Source organism: Ruegeria pomeroyi DSS-3, from assembly GCF_000011965.2.
GTDB classification, from domain to species: Bacteria; Pseudomonadota; Alphaproteobacteria; order Rhodobacterales; family Rhodobacteraceae; genus Ruegeria_B; species Ruegeria_B pomeroyi.
This window is the reverse complement of the sequence record NC_003911.12, coordinates 1,694,399-1,708,907: the sequence shown is the minus strand read 5'-3', so window position 1 is coordinate 1,708,907 and position 14,509 is coordinate 1,694,399. Positions and strand designations below refer to the sequence as shown.

Annotated in this window: 13 protein-coding genes; 10 read left to right on the top strand and 3 right to left on the bottom strand. The window is 66.5% G+C overall.

What is annotated here, in order from left to right; all coding sequences use genetic code 11:
• Nucleotides 1-28 precede the first annotated feature (28 nt).
• Both SPO_RS08195 and SPO_RS08190 read right to left on the bottom strand, forming a co-directional pair.
• Nucleotides 29-1,243, bottom strand: coding sequence for a TsoY family (seleno)protein (locus SPO_RS08195; protein WP_044028114.1), 1,215 nt, complete (start codon nucleotides 1,241-1,243; stop codon nucleotides 29-31).
• Nucleotides 1,244-1,326: 83 nt separating this feature from the next.
• Nucleotides 1,327-2,076, bottom strand: coding sequence for a helix-turn-helix transcriptional regulator (locus SPO_RS08190; RefSeq protein ID WP_230981786.1), 750 nt, complete (start codon nucleotides 2,074-2,076; stop codon nucleotides 1,327-1,329).
• 162 nt (nucleotides 2,077-2,238) lie between these two features.
• Between SPO_RS08190 and SPO_RS08185 the strand changes: the two genes are divergently transcribed.
• From SPO_RS08185 to SPO_RS08165, 5 genes are read left to right on the top strand one after another with little or no spacing between them, the layout of a single operon-like run.
• On the top strand, nucleotides 2,239-3,339 hold the full coding sequence (locus SPO_RS08185) for an ABC transporter ATP-binding protein (protein ID WP_011047346.1): 1,101 nt from the start codon (nucleotides 2,239-2,241) through the stop codon (nucleotides 3,337-3,339).
• A gap of 3 nt (nucleotides 3,340-3,342) precedes the next feature.
• Nucleotides 3,343-4,254 (top strand): ABC transporter permease, encoded by a 912-nt coding sequence (locus tag SPO_RS08180; RefSeq protein WP_011047345.1) that lies wholly within the window; start codon nucleotides 3,343-3,345, stop codon nucleotides 4,252-4,254.
• The gene (locus tag SPO_RS08175) at nucleotides 4,247-5,050 is read left to right on the top strand and encodes an ABC transporter permease (RefSeq protein ID WP_011047344.1); all 804 of its coding nucleotides are present in this window, start codon (nucleotides 4,247-4,249) and stop codon (nucleotides 5,048-5,050) included. The genes SPO_RS08180 and SPO_RS08175 overlap by 8 nt, the downstream gene beginning before the upstream one ends.
• 18 nt (nucleotides 5,051-5,068) lie before the next feature.
• Nucleotides 5,069-6,088 carry an extracellular solute-binding protein gene (locus SPO_RS08170; RefSeq protein WP_011047343.1) on the top strand — a complete coding sequence of 340 codons (1,020 nt, stop codon included), beginning with the start codon at nucleotides 5,069-5,071 and terminating at the stop codon, nucleotides 6,086-6,088.
• Nucleotides 6,089-6,144: 56 nt separating this feature from the next.
• Nucleotides 6,145-7,827: an amidohydrolase gene (locus SPO_RS08165; RefSeq protein WP_011047342.1), complete on the top strand. Its 1,683-nt coding sequence runs from the start codon at nucleotides 6,145-6,147 to the stop codon at nucleotides 7,825-7,827.
• Here SPO_RS08165 and SPO_RS08160 read toward each other — a convergent pair.
• Complete coding sequence (locus SPO_RS08160; protein ID WP_158454165.1) at nucleotides 7,790-8,716, bottom strand: LysR substrate-binding domain-containing protein; 927 nt, start codon at nucleotides 8,714-8,716, stop codon at nucleotides 7,790-7,792. The two genes, SPO_RS08165 and SPO_RS08160, sit on opposite strands and share 38 nt — an antisense overlap.
• A gap of 114 nt (nucleotides 8,717-8,830) precedes the next feature.
• Between SPO_RS08160 and SPO_RS08155 the strand changes: the two genes are divergently transcribed.
• From SPO_RS08155 to SPO_RS22180, 5 genes are read left to right on the top strand one after another with little or no spacing between them, the layout of a single operon-like run.
• The gene (locus SPO_RS08155; protein ID WP_011047340.1) at nucleotides 8,831-9,883 is read left to right on the top strand and encodes an Ldh family oxidoreductase; all 1,053 of its coding nucleotides are present in this window, start codon (nucleotides 8,831-8,833) and stop codon (nucleotides 9,881-9,883) included.
• Nucleotides 9,880-11,388, top strand: a complete 1,509-nt coding sequence (locus SPO_RS08150; protein ID WP_011047339.1) for a trimethylamine methyltransferase family protein — start codon at nucleotides 9,880-9,882, stop codon at nucleotides 11,386-11,388. Before SPO_RS08155 ends, SPO_RS08150 begins: the two co-directional genes overlap by 4 nt.
• Nucleotides 11,385-12,320: a ketopantoate reductase family protein gene (locus SPO_RS08145; RefSeq protein ID WP_011047338.1), complete on the top strand. Its 936-nt coding sequence runs from the start codon at nucleotides 11,385-11,387 to the stop codon at nucleotides 12,318-12,320. The genes SPO_RS08150 and SPO_RS08145 overlap by 4 nt, the downstream gene beginning before the upstream one ends.
• Entirely contained in the window at nucleotides 12,317-13,162 is an 846-nt protein-coding gene (locus SPO_RS08140; RefSeq protein WP_011047337.1) for a fumarylacetoacetate hydrolase family protein, read from the top strand. Before SPO_RS08145 ends, SPO_RS08140 begins: the two co-directional genes overlap by 4 nt.
• Entirely contained in the window at nucleotides 13,159-14,496 is a 1,338-nt protein-coding gene (locus tag SPO_RS22180) for an MmgE/PrpD family protein (protein WP_011047336.1), read from the top strand. The genes SPO_RS08140 and SPO_RS22180 overlap by 4 nt, the downstream gene beginning before the upstream one ends.
• Nucleotides 14,497-14,509 lie beyond the last annotated feature (13 nt).

Genomic DNA, 14,509 nt, shown 5'->3' with positions numbered 1-14,509 from the left:
ACAGCGCGCGCCGCGATGCGGCACGCGCCTATTGCGCTGGCACCGCATCCCGGGGCATCCGCCGGGCGAAATGACGCCGGTGCAGCAGGATCATCAGGGCGATCATCGCCACCTGGCTGGCCACGGCCAGCGCCGACAAGGCCCAATAGGCGATGCCGAACTTGGCAATCAGCCCGGCCCCGACCAGCCCCTTGTTGATCCAGAACTGCACCATCACGCTGAACGCGACACCGGGGCAGACCAGCGCATAGGCCCCGGGCGAATTCTCCTCGCCGCGCAGATAGGTCGCAGCATAGTTCTGGCGCCGCAGCACCAGCAGCCCAAGCATCAGGAACACGCTCTGAACCGCCAGGATCATCGTGGTCAGCAGCAGCGTGTCGGCAATGCCGCCATGCGCGGCAAAGGTGGTGTGCAGGCCATGCTCCTGCCGCATCATCATGATGCCCAGCACCGTCAGGATCGGCACCACGATCATCAGCGTCGGCGCGCTTTCACGCGCGGTGCCGTGCCGCAGCATCGAGCCGAAGGCGACAATCGCCGCAACCAACGTGTAAAGCCCGGCAAAGGTGCCCAGCGCCACCGACAGGATCATCGACACCCCCACGGTCAGCGGCAGCGTGCTCATCGCTGCGGGTGCGGACATGCCGACCGCCACCATCGCCAGCGCAAAGGCAGGCAGCAACTGGGCAAAGGAGTTATTGGCGGTGACGTCGAACACGCCGCCCTCACTTAGCACCCGCGACAGGAAAGCGCCGATCCGGCGAAACGCGATCACACCGATCAGCGCAAAGGCCACCAGCGCCAGCGGGAACAGGTATTCGACCACGCCCCACAGGCCCGGCACAAAGACCAGCCCCAGGATGAACCCGGCATTGACCGCCATCGCCAGCGCCAGCGGCATCGCCAGTAACTGAGTCTCGCCATTCGAGGTCATCAGGCGCGCATGGGCCTCGGTGCGGCGAAACGCACTCAGCTGCGCCAGGTTCCAGACCAGCAACCGGATGTTGACGACTGCAAACACCGCGATGCCGATGACGGCAACAAGGATCGCGGCCTTGAGCGGCAGCCCGCCATTCCGGAACGCGCCCAGGATATCCTCGAACACCGGAACCGGCCGGCCCGGATGGGGCACCCAGAACATCAGGAACATGAAGAAGGTGACGGCAAGCCCGCCCGCGCCGAGCGAGGCCAGGAAGTAAAGCGGCGACCAGCTGTCGGCGGGCCGCTGGGGTAAGCTGTTCATGGCGATTCTCCACATCTGTAGAGCGGTGGTGCCATGGCCGGGGTCCGCGCGACGGTGACTTGGTCACCGAACTGCCCCAGGGATTACAGCAGGTGCTTGAGCAGCCCGAACAGGTCGCGCTGGGACGATATCTCCAGCTTGCGATACAGGTTGCGGCGATGCACCTTGCAGGTCTCGCGCGCGATGTTCAGCGACAGCGCCGCAGAGCCGTTGGAATGGCCCTGCAACACCAGCGCCGCGATCTCTGCCTCGCGGCGGGTCAGATGCACATGCAGCGTGTCACCGGCATAGACCTGGATCAGATCGGCGATCGAGGGCGCCGCGGCGGGCGGGGCCACGGCGACCTGCGGGCTGACCGCCGTCACATGCTGGGCCAGCAATTCCAGCAACAGCGGCGCGTGATGCTTCAGGCACTGGATTTCACGCCGCCGATACGGCCCCGTCTCCTCGAACCGGCTGAGCGACAGGTGCGCCCGCCCCCCCGTCGGCAGCGGCGCCAACAGCCCGACCTCGTCGCAGAGCCCGGTCTTGCGGTAGTATTCCAGATAATACTCGCTGGAAAAGAACCGGTCGGGCGCGATTTCGGGCAGGCGATACAGCCCGCCCCCGGCCGGCAGGTCGCGAAACTGAAAGAACGGGTCAAAGGGATAGGTATTTTCCAGATACTCGGTCAGTGCCGCGCTGGGCAGACGCTTGGACACGAACCAGGCGTCCAGCATCACCGGCGCCTTGCCGGGATCGAAGCGGATCAGGATGAAGGTGGCAAAGGGCATCCGCGCACGCAGCAGCCGCCGGAAGGATGCGAAAAACTCGGGCGTACCCGCGCTGCTCATTGCCCTGCGCAATCTCAGGATATCTCGATCCGTCAGGTTCATCGCGTGAATTACCCTCTTCTGGGGTCGAATTTCCAAAAAAACTAACCCAAGAGGGGTATATCTCCCGACCCCGAATGGCGCAATCATCGTCTGAGCGCTGCAAAAGACCACGACAGAAAAATGGTGCCACCGACGGGGGAACGATCCTTGACCAAAGCCATCAGCGCACGTGCGTTGCGCAAGGTGTATCCGGGCACGCCGCCCGTCGAGGCCCTGGGCGGCGTCGACATCGACATCGCCGATAACGAGTTCTTCACCCTGCTGGGGCCCTCGGGGTGCGGCAAGACGACGATCCTGCGGCTGATCGCGGGGTTTGAACACCCCACTTCTGGTTCGCTGGACATGTTCGGGCAAAGCCTGCTGGACCTGCCCCCCTACAAGCGCCAGATCAACACCGTCTTCCAGAGCTATGCGCTGTTTCCGCATATGAGCGTTGCCGAGAACATCGGCTTTGGCCTGGAAATGCTGGGCAAGCCCAAATCCGAGATCAAGAGCACCGTGGCCGAGATGATGGATCTGGTGCAGATGTCCCATCTCGCCGACCGCCAGACCAGCCAGATCTCGGGCGGCCAGCAACAGCGCGTGGCCCTGGCCCGGGCTCTGGCGCCCAAACCCCGGGTGCTGCTGCTGGACGAGCCACTGAGCGCGCTGGATTTCAAGCTGCGCAAAAACATGCAGCTGGAGCTGAAGAGGCTTCAGACCGAAACCGGCATCACCTTCATCTTTGTCACCCATGACCAGGAAGAGGCGCTGACCATGTCGGACCGGATCGCGGTGATGTCCGATGGCGCCATCCGCCAGATCGGCTCTCCGCGCGACATCTACGACCATCCCGCCGACCGGTTCGTGGCCGATTTCATCGGCGACACCAATTTCCTGCCCGCTGACGTGATCGCCACCGAGGGTGAGCGCGTGTCGCTGCGGCTGGGGTCAGGCAAGACCATCACCGCGCCCGCCCGCCATGCCGGCGGCGGCCGGGTCACACTGGCGGTGCGCCCCGAACATGCCCGCCTGGAAGCCGAGGACAGCGGCCTGTTGCCCGGCGTGCTGAGCGATGCGGTCTATTTCGGCACCGACACCCATTTCCACATCGCGCTGGATGACGGCACCGCCTTTGTCCTGCGCCAGCAGAACAGCCCCGATACCGAGACCCGCTTTGCCAAGGGGGAGAGGGTTTCGGTCAGCTTCCCGGGCGAGGTGGCCCAGGTGCTGAGGGACTGAGCGATGGAGAGCATCCCGGACACGATCGCCCGCCGAACCGCCCGCAACCGCTGGCTGTTGCTGATCCCCGCCCTCGCGATCCTGCTGTTCGCCGCCAGCGGCCCGCTGCTGATCACGCTGGTCTATTCGGTTCTGACACCGGGCGACTACGGCGGCGTCGAATGGCAGTTCTCGTTGGATGCCTGGTTCAATGTCTTCATGCAGCGTGACATTTTCGATGATACCCTGGGCTGGTCGGACGCGCATCTGAGCATCTTCTGGCGCTCGGTGAAACTGTCGGCGCTGACCACGCTGGCCTGTCTCGCCTTCGGCTTTCCCACCGCCTATTTCATCGCCACGCGACCCAAGAAGCAGCGCGATCTGTGGATGCTGTTGATCATCATCCCGTTCTGGACCAACCTGCTGATCCGCACCTTTGCCATCCTGGAACTGATCCGCAACGAAGGCACCGTCAACACCGTCCTGATCGCGCTTGGCCTCATCGACGAGCCGATCCAGATGCTGTTCACCGAATTCTCGATCCTGCTGGGCATGGTCTATGTCTATCTGCCGCTGATGGTCCTGCCCATCTATGCCTCGATGGAACGGTTCGATTTCCGGCTGGTCGAAGCGGGCTATGACCTCTATGCGACCCGGTTCCGGGTGCTGCGCAAGGTGATCCTGCCGTTGGTCAAGCCGGGGGTGATCGCTGGCTCGATCCTGGTCTTTGTCCCTTCGCTGGGCGCCTATGTGACGCCGCGCGTCATGGGTGGGGGCAACCAGCTGATGATCGGCAACCTGATCGAGCTGCAATTCGGGCAGGGCCGCAACTGGCCGCTGGGCGCGGCCTTGTCGATCACGCTGCTGGCCATCGTGATGGTGGCGCTGCTGGCCTATGTCCGGGTCGCGGGAAACGAGGAGACGCCCCATGGCTGAGCGCGTCTTCGACATCCGCAGGCAGACCGGGTTCACTACCATCGCCATCGCCTGTTTCGCCATGCTTTACATGCCGATCATCCTGCTGGTGATCTATTCCTTCAACGCCGGCACCTCGATCGCCATCTGGGAGGGCGCCTCGTGGCGCTGGTATGTCTCGGCCTGGAACAACGAACAGGTGCAGGAGGCGACGCTGCGCTCGCTGATCATCGCGGTCTGGGCCTCGGGCATCTCGACCACGGTTGCGGTGCTGGCCGCGCTGGCCACCACCCGCACCCGGCGGTTCCGGGGCCAGACGGCGGTATTTGCCCTGATCAACCAGCCGCTGATGGTGCCCGAGATCGTGACGGCCGTGGCGCTGCTGATCTTCTTTGCCATGATCAAGGTCGCCACCGGCTATACCGGGCTTGCCTATCTGATCATCGCGCATTCGGCCTTTTGCATCCCCTTTGCCTATCTGCCGATCCGGGCACGGCTTCAGGGCATGGATCTGAGCCTGGAACAGGCCGCCGCCGATCTTTATGCCACCCCGTTTCAGGTGTTCCGCCGGGTGACCCTGCCGCAGCTGTGGCCGGGTATCCTGGCCGGGGCGATGCTGGCCTTTGTGATTTCGCTGGATGACGTGGTGATCACCGAATTCGTGAAATCCGCAGGTCAGGACACCTTGCCGACCTATATGCTGGGACAGCTGCGCCGCGTGGTCACGCCCGAGATCAACGCCATCTCGACCGTGCTGCTCAGCATTTCGGTCACCATGGTTATCGCATTCACTTTGCTCAGTAAAATCAGGAAGTAAAACCAAAGGGAGAGTACAATGAAGAAGACACTGACCGCGCTGACCCTCGTTCTGGCCGGACCGGCCTTTGCCGAGGGCGAACTCAACATCTTCAACTGGGGCAACTATACCTCGCCCGAGATGATCGCCAAATTCGAGGCCGAAACCGGCATCAAGGTCACGATCACCGATTACGACAGCAACGACACCGCGCTGGCCAAGATCAAGGCGGGCGGGCACGGGTTCGACATCGTGGTGCCCTCGGGGACCTATATCCCGATCTTCGTGGGCGAAGGGCTGCTGATGGAGAGCAAGCCCAACCAGATGGAGAACTTCAAGCACATGGACCCACAATGGGTCGATGTGGAATTCGATCCGGGCCGCAACTATACCGTGCCATGGCAATGGGGCACGGTTGGCATTACCGTCAACACCTCGGTCTATGGCGGTGACATCAACACCGCCGCGCTGATCTTTGATCCGCCAGAAGAGCTGAAGGGCAAGATCAACGTGGTCCCCGAGATGAACGATGTCATGGGCCTGGCGATCCGCTATGCGGGCGGCGAGCAGTGCACCGCCGACAAGGAAGTTCTGAAAAAGGCGCGCGACATCCTGCAGGCGGCCAAGCCGCATTGGCTGTCGATGGATTACGGCAATATCGAGAAATACGCCAAGGGCGACCTGGCCGCTGGCGTCAACTGGAACGGCGCCTCATTCCGGGCGCGCAACCAGAACCCCGATATCGCCTTTGGCTATCCGCAAGAGGGCTTTCCGGTCTGGATGGACAATGCCGCGATCCTGAGCGATGCCAAGAACGTGGAAGAGGCCAAGATCTTCCTCAACTTCATCATGGATCCGGAAAACGCCGCCATGCTGTCCGCCTTTGCCCGCTATGCCAACGGCATCAAGGGGTCCGAAGCCTTCATGCCCGAAGACATGAAAACGGCGCCCGAAGTGGTCGTACCTGACGCTTTGAAAGGTGCGGCCTTCGTGTCCAAGACCTGCCCGCCCGAGGCGACCAAGCTGTATACGGCGATCTGGACCGAACTGCAGAAGTAACCAACCTGTGGCCCCCTTTCCCAGAAGGGGGCCGCCTTTCCTGACCGGAGCTTCCGATGCCCGCCGATATCATCATTCACAATGGCTCGCTGATCACATTCGACGAGGCCCGGCCGCAGGCTCAGGCGCTGGCAATCCAGGGCGGCATGATTGCCGCCGTCGGCAGCGATGCCGAGATCCTGGCGCTGGCCGGGCCCGAGACACGGCTGATCGACGCTGGCGGCGGCACCGTCCTGCCCGGCTTCATCGACAGCCATGTGCATCTGTTCGGCGGCTCGGTCGAGCTTGACTGCCTGAGCCTCTACGGGGTCAAGGGGCTGGACGCGATGCGCGCGGCCATTCAACCCTATGCGCAGGCCAATCCCGATGACGCGCTCGTTTTTTGCGTGATGGCCGATTACGACATCCTCGGTACCGGCCACACCCTGACCCGCCACGATCTGGACAGCATTCTGGCCGACCGCCCGCTGGCCATGTTCGCCCCCGATCACCACACCGTCTGGGCCAATACCGCCGCGCTCGAGGCGACCGGCCTGTTGCAGGGCGGCGAGGTCGACGCAGGCTCGCTCATCGTGCTGGGCGAGGACGGTCTGGCCAATGGCGAGCTGCTGGAGCCGGGCGCCTATGGGCCGATCCTGGGACTGACCCGCCATGGCGGGCGCGAGATGCTGGGCCTGACCACCGGCAAGGACCCCGAACCGCCCGCCACTCCAGACCAACGCGCCCGCGACAAGGACGTGATCGCGCGCGGGCTGGCCCATTGCGCGGCGCAGGGCATCACCGGACTGCACCTGATGGATGGCAACCGCTATCAGCTCGAACTGCTGACCGAGCTCGAGGCCGAGGGGCGGTTGCTCTGCCGCTGCGAGGTGCCGTTTCACATGAAGGGGACCGACCCGGTCGAACGGATGACCGCCGAGGCGCCTGCCATGCGCGCCGCCTATCGCGGCGACAAGGTGCGCTGCAACCATCTGAAGATGTTCATCGACGGCGTGATCGAAAGCGGCACCGCGTTGATGCTGCGGCCCTATCCGGGCGAGTTGGGTGCCAATGACAATACCGGTGACGAGGTCTTTACCCAGGAACATTTCACCGCCTGCTGTGTCGAGGCCGACCGGCTGGGGTTCCAGATCGCGGTCCATGCGATCGGCGATGCCGGGGTGCGGCGCACCATCGATGCGTTCGAAGCGGCCCGGCGCGCCAATGGCACGCGCGACAGCCGTCACCGGATCGAACATATCGAGGTGATCCATCCCGACGACATCCCCCGGCTGGCGGAACTGGATATCGTCGCCTCGCTGCAACCGGGCCATGCGCCGCGCGGCCATGTCTTCCCGCCCGGCGCGGTGGGGCAATATCTGCATCCCGACCAGATCGTGGGCGCCTATGCCTGGCAGACCATCCGCGAAACGGGCGCGCGGGTCGTGTTTTCGACCGACTGGCCGGTGATCCCGGTCGATGTGATGCCCAGCCTGCGCGCCGCCATCGCGCCGCTCGACCTCGGCCCGGACTGGCCGGACCAGAGCCAGTCGCTGATGGATACGCTGGCCAGCTATACCCGCGACAATGCCTGGGTCGAGTTCAACGAGGACAGCAAGGGCAGGCTCAAGGTGGGCATGGCCGCCGATATCGCGGTGCTCAGCCACGACCTGACGGCGCTGGCGCCCGATGACATCACCCAGGCCGCCGCCATGGTGACGATCATGGATGGCGCGGTGACCTATCAGCGGCCGGGCTAGGCGCCCGGTCCGCCTCACACAGCCAGGTCATGAAGGTTTCGGCGCCGGGTTTGCCGGCGCCGCGCGGCGTAACGTTGCAGTAATAGCCGCGTGTGGTGCGGCATTCGTGGGTCGCGGCCAGCACCAAAGCGCCGCTTTCCAGCTGGTCGTCCATGAACGGCCGCCAGCTGAGCCCGATCCCCATGCCGTTCTGCACCGCCCGGTTATGCACCATGAAACTGTGAAACCGGTCATGCCGGGGCGGGCTGGGCGGGGTCACGCCGCTGCCCTCGAAATAGCGCTGCCAATCGTCGAAATGGCTCTCGGCGCTCAGATGCAAGAGCCGCTCTGCCGCCAGCTCGGCCCGGCCGAGCGGCCCCCGCCCGCCCAATACCGCAGGCGTGCAGACCGCCACCAGCCGCTCGGGGATCACCCGCCGCGACACCATCCCCTCCAGCCCCGCCGTGCCAAAGGTCACCAGCAGGTCGCAGGTTGCGGGATCGTAATCGGGGTTCTGGTCACGGGTCACGATCTGAAGCGCGATCTCGGGATGGCGCGACTGGAACGCACCCATCCGGGGCAGCAGATAGTAACTGGTGAAACCGATCGCCGCATTGACCACCAGCGCCGCCTGCCCCGACCGGTCGCGCAGTTCGGCCAACCCCTGATGCAGCGCCTCGAACCCCGCCGCCACCGCGCGGGCCAGCTGTGCGCCCTCGTCTGTTAGGGTCAGGCGCGGCTTTGTGCGCAGGAACAGGGAAACGCCCAGATCGGCCTCCAGCTGCGCCACCTGCCGCCCCACCGCCGGGCCCAACACGTTAAGTTCGCGCGCGGCGCGGGTAAAACTCAGATGCCGCGCCGCCGCGTCAAAGGCCTGTATCTGGTGCAGGGGCAAGCTGGGTCGCGCCATCATCGTTCATCAAGTGAAACATCAAGTTTCCCCTTTAGCCTATGTTTTCAAAGATTGCATCCCGTTAGGCTTCCCCTCAGGACGGATGGGCCCACCCGGACAAGGATACAGAGAATGCAGGACCCCAACAGCAAGCTGACCCTTGCCAGCGGCCGGACCCGCCTGCCCGCCGCAAAGGTCCAGACCCGGCTGAGCGCCATCTTTCAGGCCCTGAGGTTCGATCCTGACATCGCCGAGGAGGTGGCCGCGCATCTGGTCGATGCGAGCCTGTCGGGGGTGGAAAGCCACGGGGTGATGCGGGTGCTGGAATACGCCGCCCAGGTTGAAAGCGGCTATCTGACACCTTCGGGCCGCCCGCAGGTGCTGCGCGACGACACCGGCGGCCCGACACGCATCGAGGCAGGAGGCGGCATCGGCATCCCCGCCCTGCGCCTGGCCTATGATACCTGCTGCGACGAGGCGCGCGCACGCGGTCTGTCAGCGCTCTCGATCCGGCATGTGGGCCATACCGGGCGGCACGGCGCCTTTGCCGAGGCGGCGGCCGAGGCCGGGTGCCTGACCATTTGCCTCGGCGGCGGCAACCGCCAGACCTGGCGGCAGGTGGCGCCCCATGGCGGCGCCCGCGCGATGCTGCCCACGAATCCCTGGTGCATCGGCATCCCCGGCGGCGACCGGGGGCCGGTGGTGCTGGATTTCGCCACCTCCAAGATCGCGGGCGGCTGGATCTATGCAGCGCGCTCGGCCGGTGCTCTGCTGCCCGAGGGCTGCGTGATCGACGCCGCGGGCCACCCCACCCGCAACCCCGAGGATTACTTTGCCGGGGGCGCCATCCTGCCGGCGGGCGGGCACAAGGGATTTGGCCTTGCCCTGCTGGGCGAGCTGGTGGGCGAGGCGCTGCTGGGCCCCTCGACCACCGAATGCAACTGGCTGCTGATCGCGCTTTCGGCAGAGCGGTTCCGCGAGGCCCCCGCCATGGCCGCCGCCGCCGAAGAGGTGCTGGACGAGCTGCGCCGCTGCCCGCCCGCGCCGGGCAGTTCCGGTGTCGAGATCCCGGGCGAGCGCGAACGCGCGCACCGGGCGGCCTCGGGCGGGATCGTCTCGGTCCCACGCGACACCTGGACACAGATCGAGAGATTGGCCGACAGGCTGGGAGTATCCGCGACATGAGCAGACGCAAGCGCAAGACCACCCCCGAGACCAGCCCCATTGAGCGACCCGCGACCGCCGCCCATGGTGGCAGTTGGCACCCGGTCCCGGCCGAGGCGGTCACGCAACTGGCCGAGGCCGCGATCACCATCCTGACCACGATCGGCATGGCCGAGGCGCCGCCGGTCGTCTGCGATGCCATCCTTGCGGCGGGGGGCAGGCTAGACCGGGGTCGTCTCCTGTATCCGCGCGCCCTGATCGAGGCGACGCTGGCCGAAATGCCGCGCCGGGTGCTGCTGGCCGGTCAGGACCCGACCCATGACATGCGCGTGGGCGGCACCCGCGCCTTTGCCGGCACCGGGGGCGCCGCGCCCAATGTGATGGACGCAGAGAGCGGCGACTACCGTCCCTCCAGACTTGCCGATCTCTTCGATGCCGCCCGGCTGGCCGATGCGCTGGATCATGTGCATTTCTTCGCCCGCTCGCTGGTGGCGGGCGACGTGGCCGATCCGCTGCGCTTTGACCTGACCACCGCCGCCGCCGCGCTGGCGGGCACTGCCAAACATGTGATGGTGCAGGCAACCGAGCCGGGCCATGTGGCGCCGCTTGCCGCGCTCTGCCACCGGATCGCGGGGGGCGAGGCGGCGTTCCGCGCCCGCCCCTTCCTGTCGCTCAACATCAACCACGCGGTGCCCCCTCTCAGGTTTCACGCCGAAAGCGCCGAGGTGATGGCCGAGGCGGTGCGCGCGGGCATCCCGGTGCATTGCAACGTGTTCGGCCAGCTGGGCGCGTCCAGCCCGGTAACGCTGGCGGGATCGGTGGCGCAGACCCTGGCCGAGACGCTGGCGGGGCTGGCCTTTGTCCATGCGCTCGACCCGGGCGCGCCGCGCATCGCGGGCCCGCGCCCGATGATCACCGATCTGCGCAGCGGCGGGCTGGCGGGGGGTGCGGGCGAACAGGCGATGGCCACCGGGCTGGCGGTACAGGTCCTGCGCCATTGGGACCTGCCCTGTTCGGTGATCGCGGGCGCCACCGACAGCAAGCTGCCCGATTTCCAGTCCGGTTACGAAAAGGCGCTGACCATCAACACCGCGCTTCAGGCCGGTGCCAACCTGATCACCCAGGCCGCGGGCAGCCAAGCCGGGCTGATGGCGGTGCATTTCGGCGCCATGGTGGCCGACAATGACATGCTGGGCGCGATCCTGCGCGCCAATATCGCGCCCGAGATCACGCCCGAAACGCTGGCGCTGGAGGCGATTGCCGAGGTGGTGCGCGGCGAGGGTCATTTCCTGGGCCGTCCCGAGACCTATGCCCGGATGCGCAGCGATTTTCTCTACCCCGAGATCGCTGACCGCGCGCTACTGGGCGACTGGGCCTTGGGCGCGCGTGCCGACATGGGCGCGCGTGCCTCGACCCGGGCCGCCACTCTGCTGGACCGCCATTGGCCCAACCACCTGCCGCGTGACCTGCGCGCCGAGTTGGCGGACCAATTCGGCCTGCCCATTGAACAGGAGCCTCTCGCATGAAAATCGCAATCGTCGGCTGCGGCGCCATGGGGTCGATCTATGCCGCCCGCCTGGCCGAGGCCGGGCATCAGGTGCTGGCCGTGGACATGTGGGCCGAGCATGTGGCGGCGATCAATGCCGGGGGCCTGCGTGTGGACGGGCCATCGGGAACGCTCCTGTCCCGCCAGGTCGAAGCGATGGAGGACCTGACCTGGGCCGGTCCCTGCGACCTCTATATCCTGGCGACCAAGGCGGCGGGCGTCGAACCGGCGGCGCGGGCCATCGCGGCCACCCTGCCCGCGCATGCGCTGGTACTGACGATCCAGAACGGCCTGGGCGCGGGCGAGCGCATCGCCCGCCACCTTCCCGCCGACCGGGTGCTGCTGGGTGTGGCCGAGGGGTTCGGCGCCGCCATGGTCGGGCCGGGACACGCGCGCCACACCGCGATGAAGCTGATCCGGCTGGGCGTCATGACCGGCGGCGACGATCCGCGCCTGGAACAGGTGGCCGGGATCTGGCGCTCGGGTGGGTTCGAGGTCGAGACTTTTGCCGATATCGACCGGCTGATCTGGGAAAAGCTGTTGTGCAATGTCACGCTCTCGGCCCCCTGCACCGCCTTTGGCTGTACCGTTGCCGATCTGCGCGCCGACCCCGAGCGTTGGGCGGTGGCATTGGGCTGCATGGCCGAGGCCTTTGCGGTGGGCCGCGCGCACGGGGTGGCGTTTTCCTTTGACAACCCGGTCGCCTATGTCACCGCCTTTGCCGAGCGGGTGGGCGCGGCCAAACCCTCGATGTTGCAGGATCACGAGGCGGGGCGGCGGTCCGAGCTTGAGGCGATCAATGGCGCCATCCCGCCGCTGGGCGCCGCGCTGGGGATCGCGACCCCCTATAACGAGACGCTCTGCGCGGTGATCCGCGCGCGCGAGGCGGCATTTGGAGGAGAGCGGACATGAGACTTGCCTCGTTCCTTGTTGAGGGCGCGCCCAGCTATGGGGTGATCACCGATGCGGGTGCGCATCCCGCCCTGCCCGCGCAGCGCGCCACCTGTCCCACGCTGCGTGACTATCTGCGTACCCGCCCGGTGGCCGGCCTGCCGGGCCAATGCGGCGCGGCACTGCCGCTGGACAGTCTGGTCTGGCTGCCCCCGATCCCCGCGCCGGGCAAGATCCTTTGCGCCGGTATGAACTATCGCAAACCCTATCCGGTGGCGGGCGTGGCGCCACCCGATCCGGGCCATGTGGTGCTGTTCTCGCGCCATCCGCAAACACTGGTGGGTCATGGTGCCATGCTGGAAATGCCGCAAGGTGCCGCCGCCGAAAGCTTTGATTTCGAAGGCGAGATCGTTGCGGTGATCGGCCAGCCCGGCCGCCATATCGCGCCCGAGGCCGCGCTGGGCCATGTGCTGGGCTATTCGGCGATGAACGAAGGCTCGGTCCGGGGCTGGATGAAACATTCGGTCCATGCGGGCAAGAATTTCCACGCGTCGGGCAGCTGGGGGCCGTGGATCACCACCGCCGACGAGGCGGGCGATATTGCCGGGATGACGCTGGAAACACGGGTGAACGGCACCCCGATGCAGTCCGATAGCGGCGCCGGGATGATTTTTGGTCTGGCCGAGCTGATCGCCTATATCTCGCATATCCAGCCGCTGGAGGCGGGCGATATCATCGCCACCGGCTCGCCCGACGGGACCGGAGGCAGCCGGACACCGCCCGCCTTCCTGCGCTCGGGTGACCGGGTGGCGGTCACGGTCGGCGGTGTCGGCACGCTGAAAAACACCGTGGGCGCGTCATGAACACGGCCTCTCATCTGGCCCGCTTTGCCGTGACAGCCCGGCCCGACCCGGCGGTCGAGGCGGTCGCCGCCCCCGCCATTCTCGATTGCATCGCCTGTATCCTCGCCGGGGCCGACAGCCCGGCGGCAACCCGCAGCCGCGCCGCGCTGGCACCGTTGGGCAGCGGCCCGGTGCCGGCTCTGGGCACCGCGCTGACCCTGCCCGCCCCGACGGCGGCGCTTGTGAACGCGGTCGCCGGTCATGCCTGGGACATGGACGACTGGGAAGAACCCGGCAACACCCATCCCACCGTTGTCCTGTTCCCCGCGCTGCTGGCGGCGGCGCATCTGCGCCCCGTCAGCGGCGCCGAGTTGCTGGCCGCCTATGCGGTCGGGATCGAGGTGATCATGCGGCTGGGCGAGGCGATCACGCTGGAGCATTACAAACGCGGCTTTCACGCCACCGCCACGCTGGGGGCCATCGGCGCGGCAGCGGCGGTGGCACGGCTGCTGGCGCTGAGCGAGGATCAGGCGGAACATGCGCTGGCGCTCTCGGTCTCGCAGGCGCTGGGCTATACCGCGCAATTCGGCAGCACCGCCAAGCCGCTACAGGCCGGGTTCGCCGCGCGCACTGGCGTCGAGGCGGCGCTGCTGGCCCGGGCGGGTGCCACCGCGCAACCGCATGTGCTGGATGACCAGCGCGGCTTTGCCGGGTTGCTGGCACCTCATGACCCGGCCCGGTTGGCCGCGATCCCCGAGCGGCTGGGCGCGCCCTGGGGTCTGTTGCAATACGGGCTGGCGTTCAAGCCCTGGCCCTCCTGCGGCTATACTCATCGGCTGATGACGGCGGCGGCCGAAATCCGCATCCGCCTGGGTGGAGAGACCGCCGGTATCACCGCGATCCGGGCCTGCCTGCCCGATTTCCACCACGCGATCCTGCCCTTTCACCAGCCCGGCAATCAGGCCGAGGCGTTGTTCTCCGCCCCCGCCTCGATCGCGCGGATGCTGGCTTCGGGCGGGCTGACACTGGCCGATGGCGCCGCCGAATTCTGGACCGAGCCCGAGATCCGCCGTCTGATCGCGCTGACCGAATTGCGCGCCGAGCCGGTGCGTGACCGCTCGCTGAACTTTGATCCCGACCAGCCCGACCGCCTGTCCGTGACCCTTGCCGACGGGCTTGAGTTGAGCGCCAGTTGCGCCTATCCGCTGGGCGCGCCACAGAACCCGATGCCGCCCGACCAGCTTGCGGCGAAATGGCACGAGATCACCGGACGCCCGATATCGCAGTATCACGCCATGCTGCGCTGGCCGCAGGCGCCCGATATCGCCGCCTTTCTGCGGCAACTGGCAGGCTGAGACGAGACCGGAA

What these genes read in the sequence shown, in the direction of transcription:
- SPO_RS08140 (WP_011047337.1), top strand. Translation starts at nt 12,317, where the DNA reads ATGAGACTTGCCTCGTTCCTTGTTGAGGGCGCGCCCAGCTATGGGGTG.
- SPO_RS08160 (WP_158454165.1), bottom strand. Translation starts at nt 8,716, where the DNA reads ATGGCGCGACCCAGCTTGCCCCTGCACCAGATACAGGCCTTTGACGCG.
- SPO_RS08150 (WP_011047339.1), top strand. Translation starts at nt 9,880, where the DNA reads ATGAGCAGACGCAAGCGCAAGACCACCCCCGAGACCAGCCCCATTGAG.
- SPO_RS08180 (WP_011047345.1), top strand. Translation starts at nt 3,343, where the DNA reads ATGGAGAGCATCCCGGACACGATCGCCCGCCGAACCGCCCGCAACCGC.
- SPO_RS08165 (WP_011047342.1), top strand. Translation starts at nt 6,145, where the DNA reads ATGCCCGCCGATATCATCATTCACAATGGCTCGCTGATCACATTCGAC.
- SPO_RS08185 (WP_011047346.1), top strand. Translation starts at nt 2,239, where the DNA reads ATGGTGCCACCGACGGGGGAACGATCCTTGACCAAAGCCATCAGCGCA.
- SPO_RS08195 (WP_044028114.1), bottom strand. Translation starts at nt 1,243, where the DNA reads ATGAACAGCTTACCCCAGCGGCCCGCCGACAGCTGGTCGCCGCTTTAC.
- SPO_RS08155 (WP_011047340.1), top strand. Translation starts at nt 8,831, where the DNA reads ATGCAGGACCCCAACAGCAAGCTGACCCTTGCCAGCGGCCGGACCCGC.
- SPO_RS08170 (WP_011047343.1), top strand. Translation starts at nt 5,069, where the DNA reads ATGAAGAAGACACTGACCGCGCTGACCCTCGTTCTGGCCGGACCGGCC.
- SPO_RS08175 (WP_011047344.1), top strand. Translation starts at nt 4,247, where the DNA reads ATGGCTGAGCGCGTCTTCGACATCCGCAGGCAGACCGGGTTCACTACC.
- SPO_RS08145 (WP_011047338.1), top strand. Translation starts at nt 11,385, where the DNA reads ATGAAAATCGCAATCGTCGGCTGCGGCGCCATGGGGTCGATCTATGCC.
- SPO_RS22180 (WP_011047336.1), top strand. Translation starts at nt 13,159, where the DNA reads ATGAACACGGCCTCTCATCTGGCCCGCTTTGCCGTGACAGCCCGGCCC.
- SPO_RS08190 (WP_230981786.1), bottom strand. Translation starts at nt 2,076, where the DNA reads ATGAGCAGCGCGGGTACGCCCGAGTTTTTCGCATCCTTCCGGCGGCTG.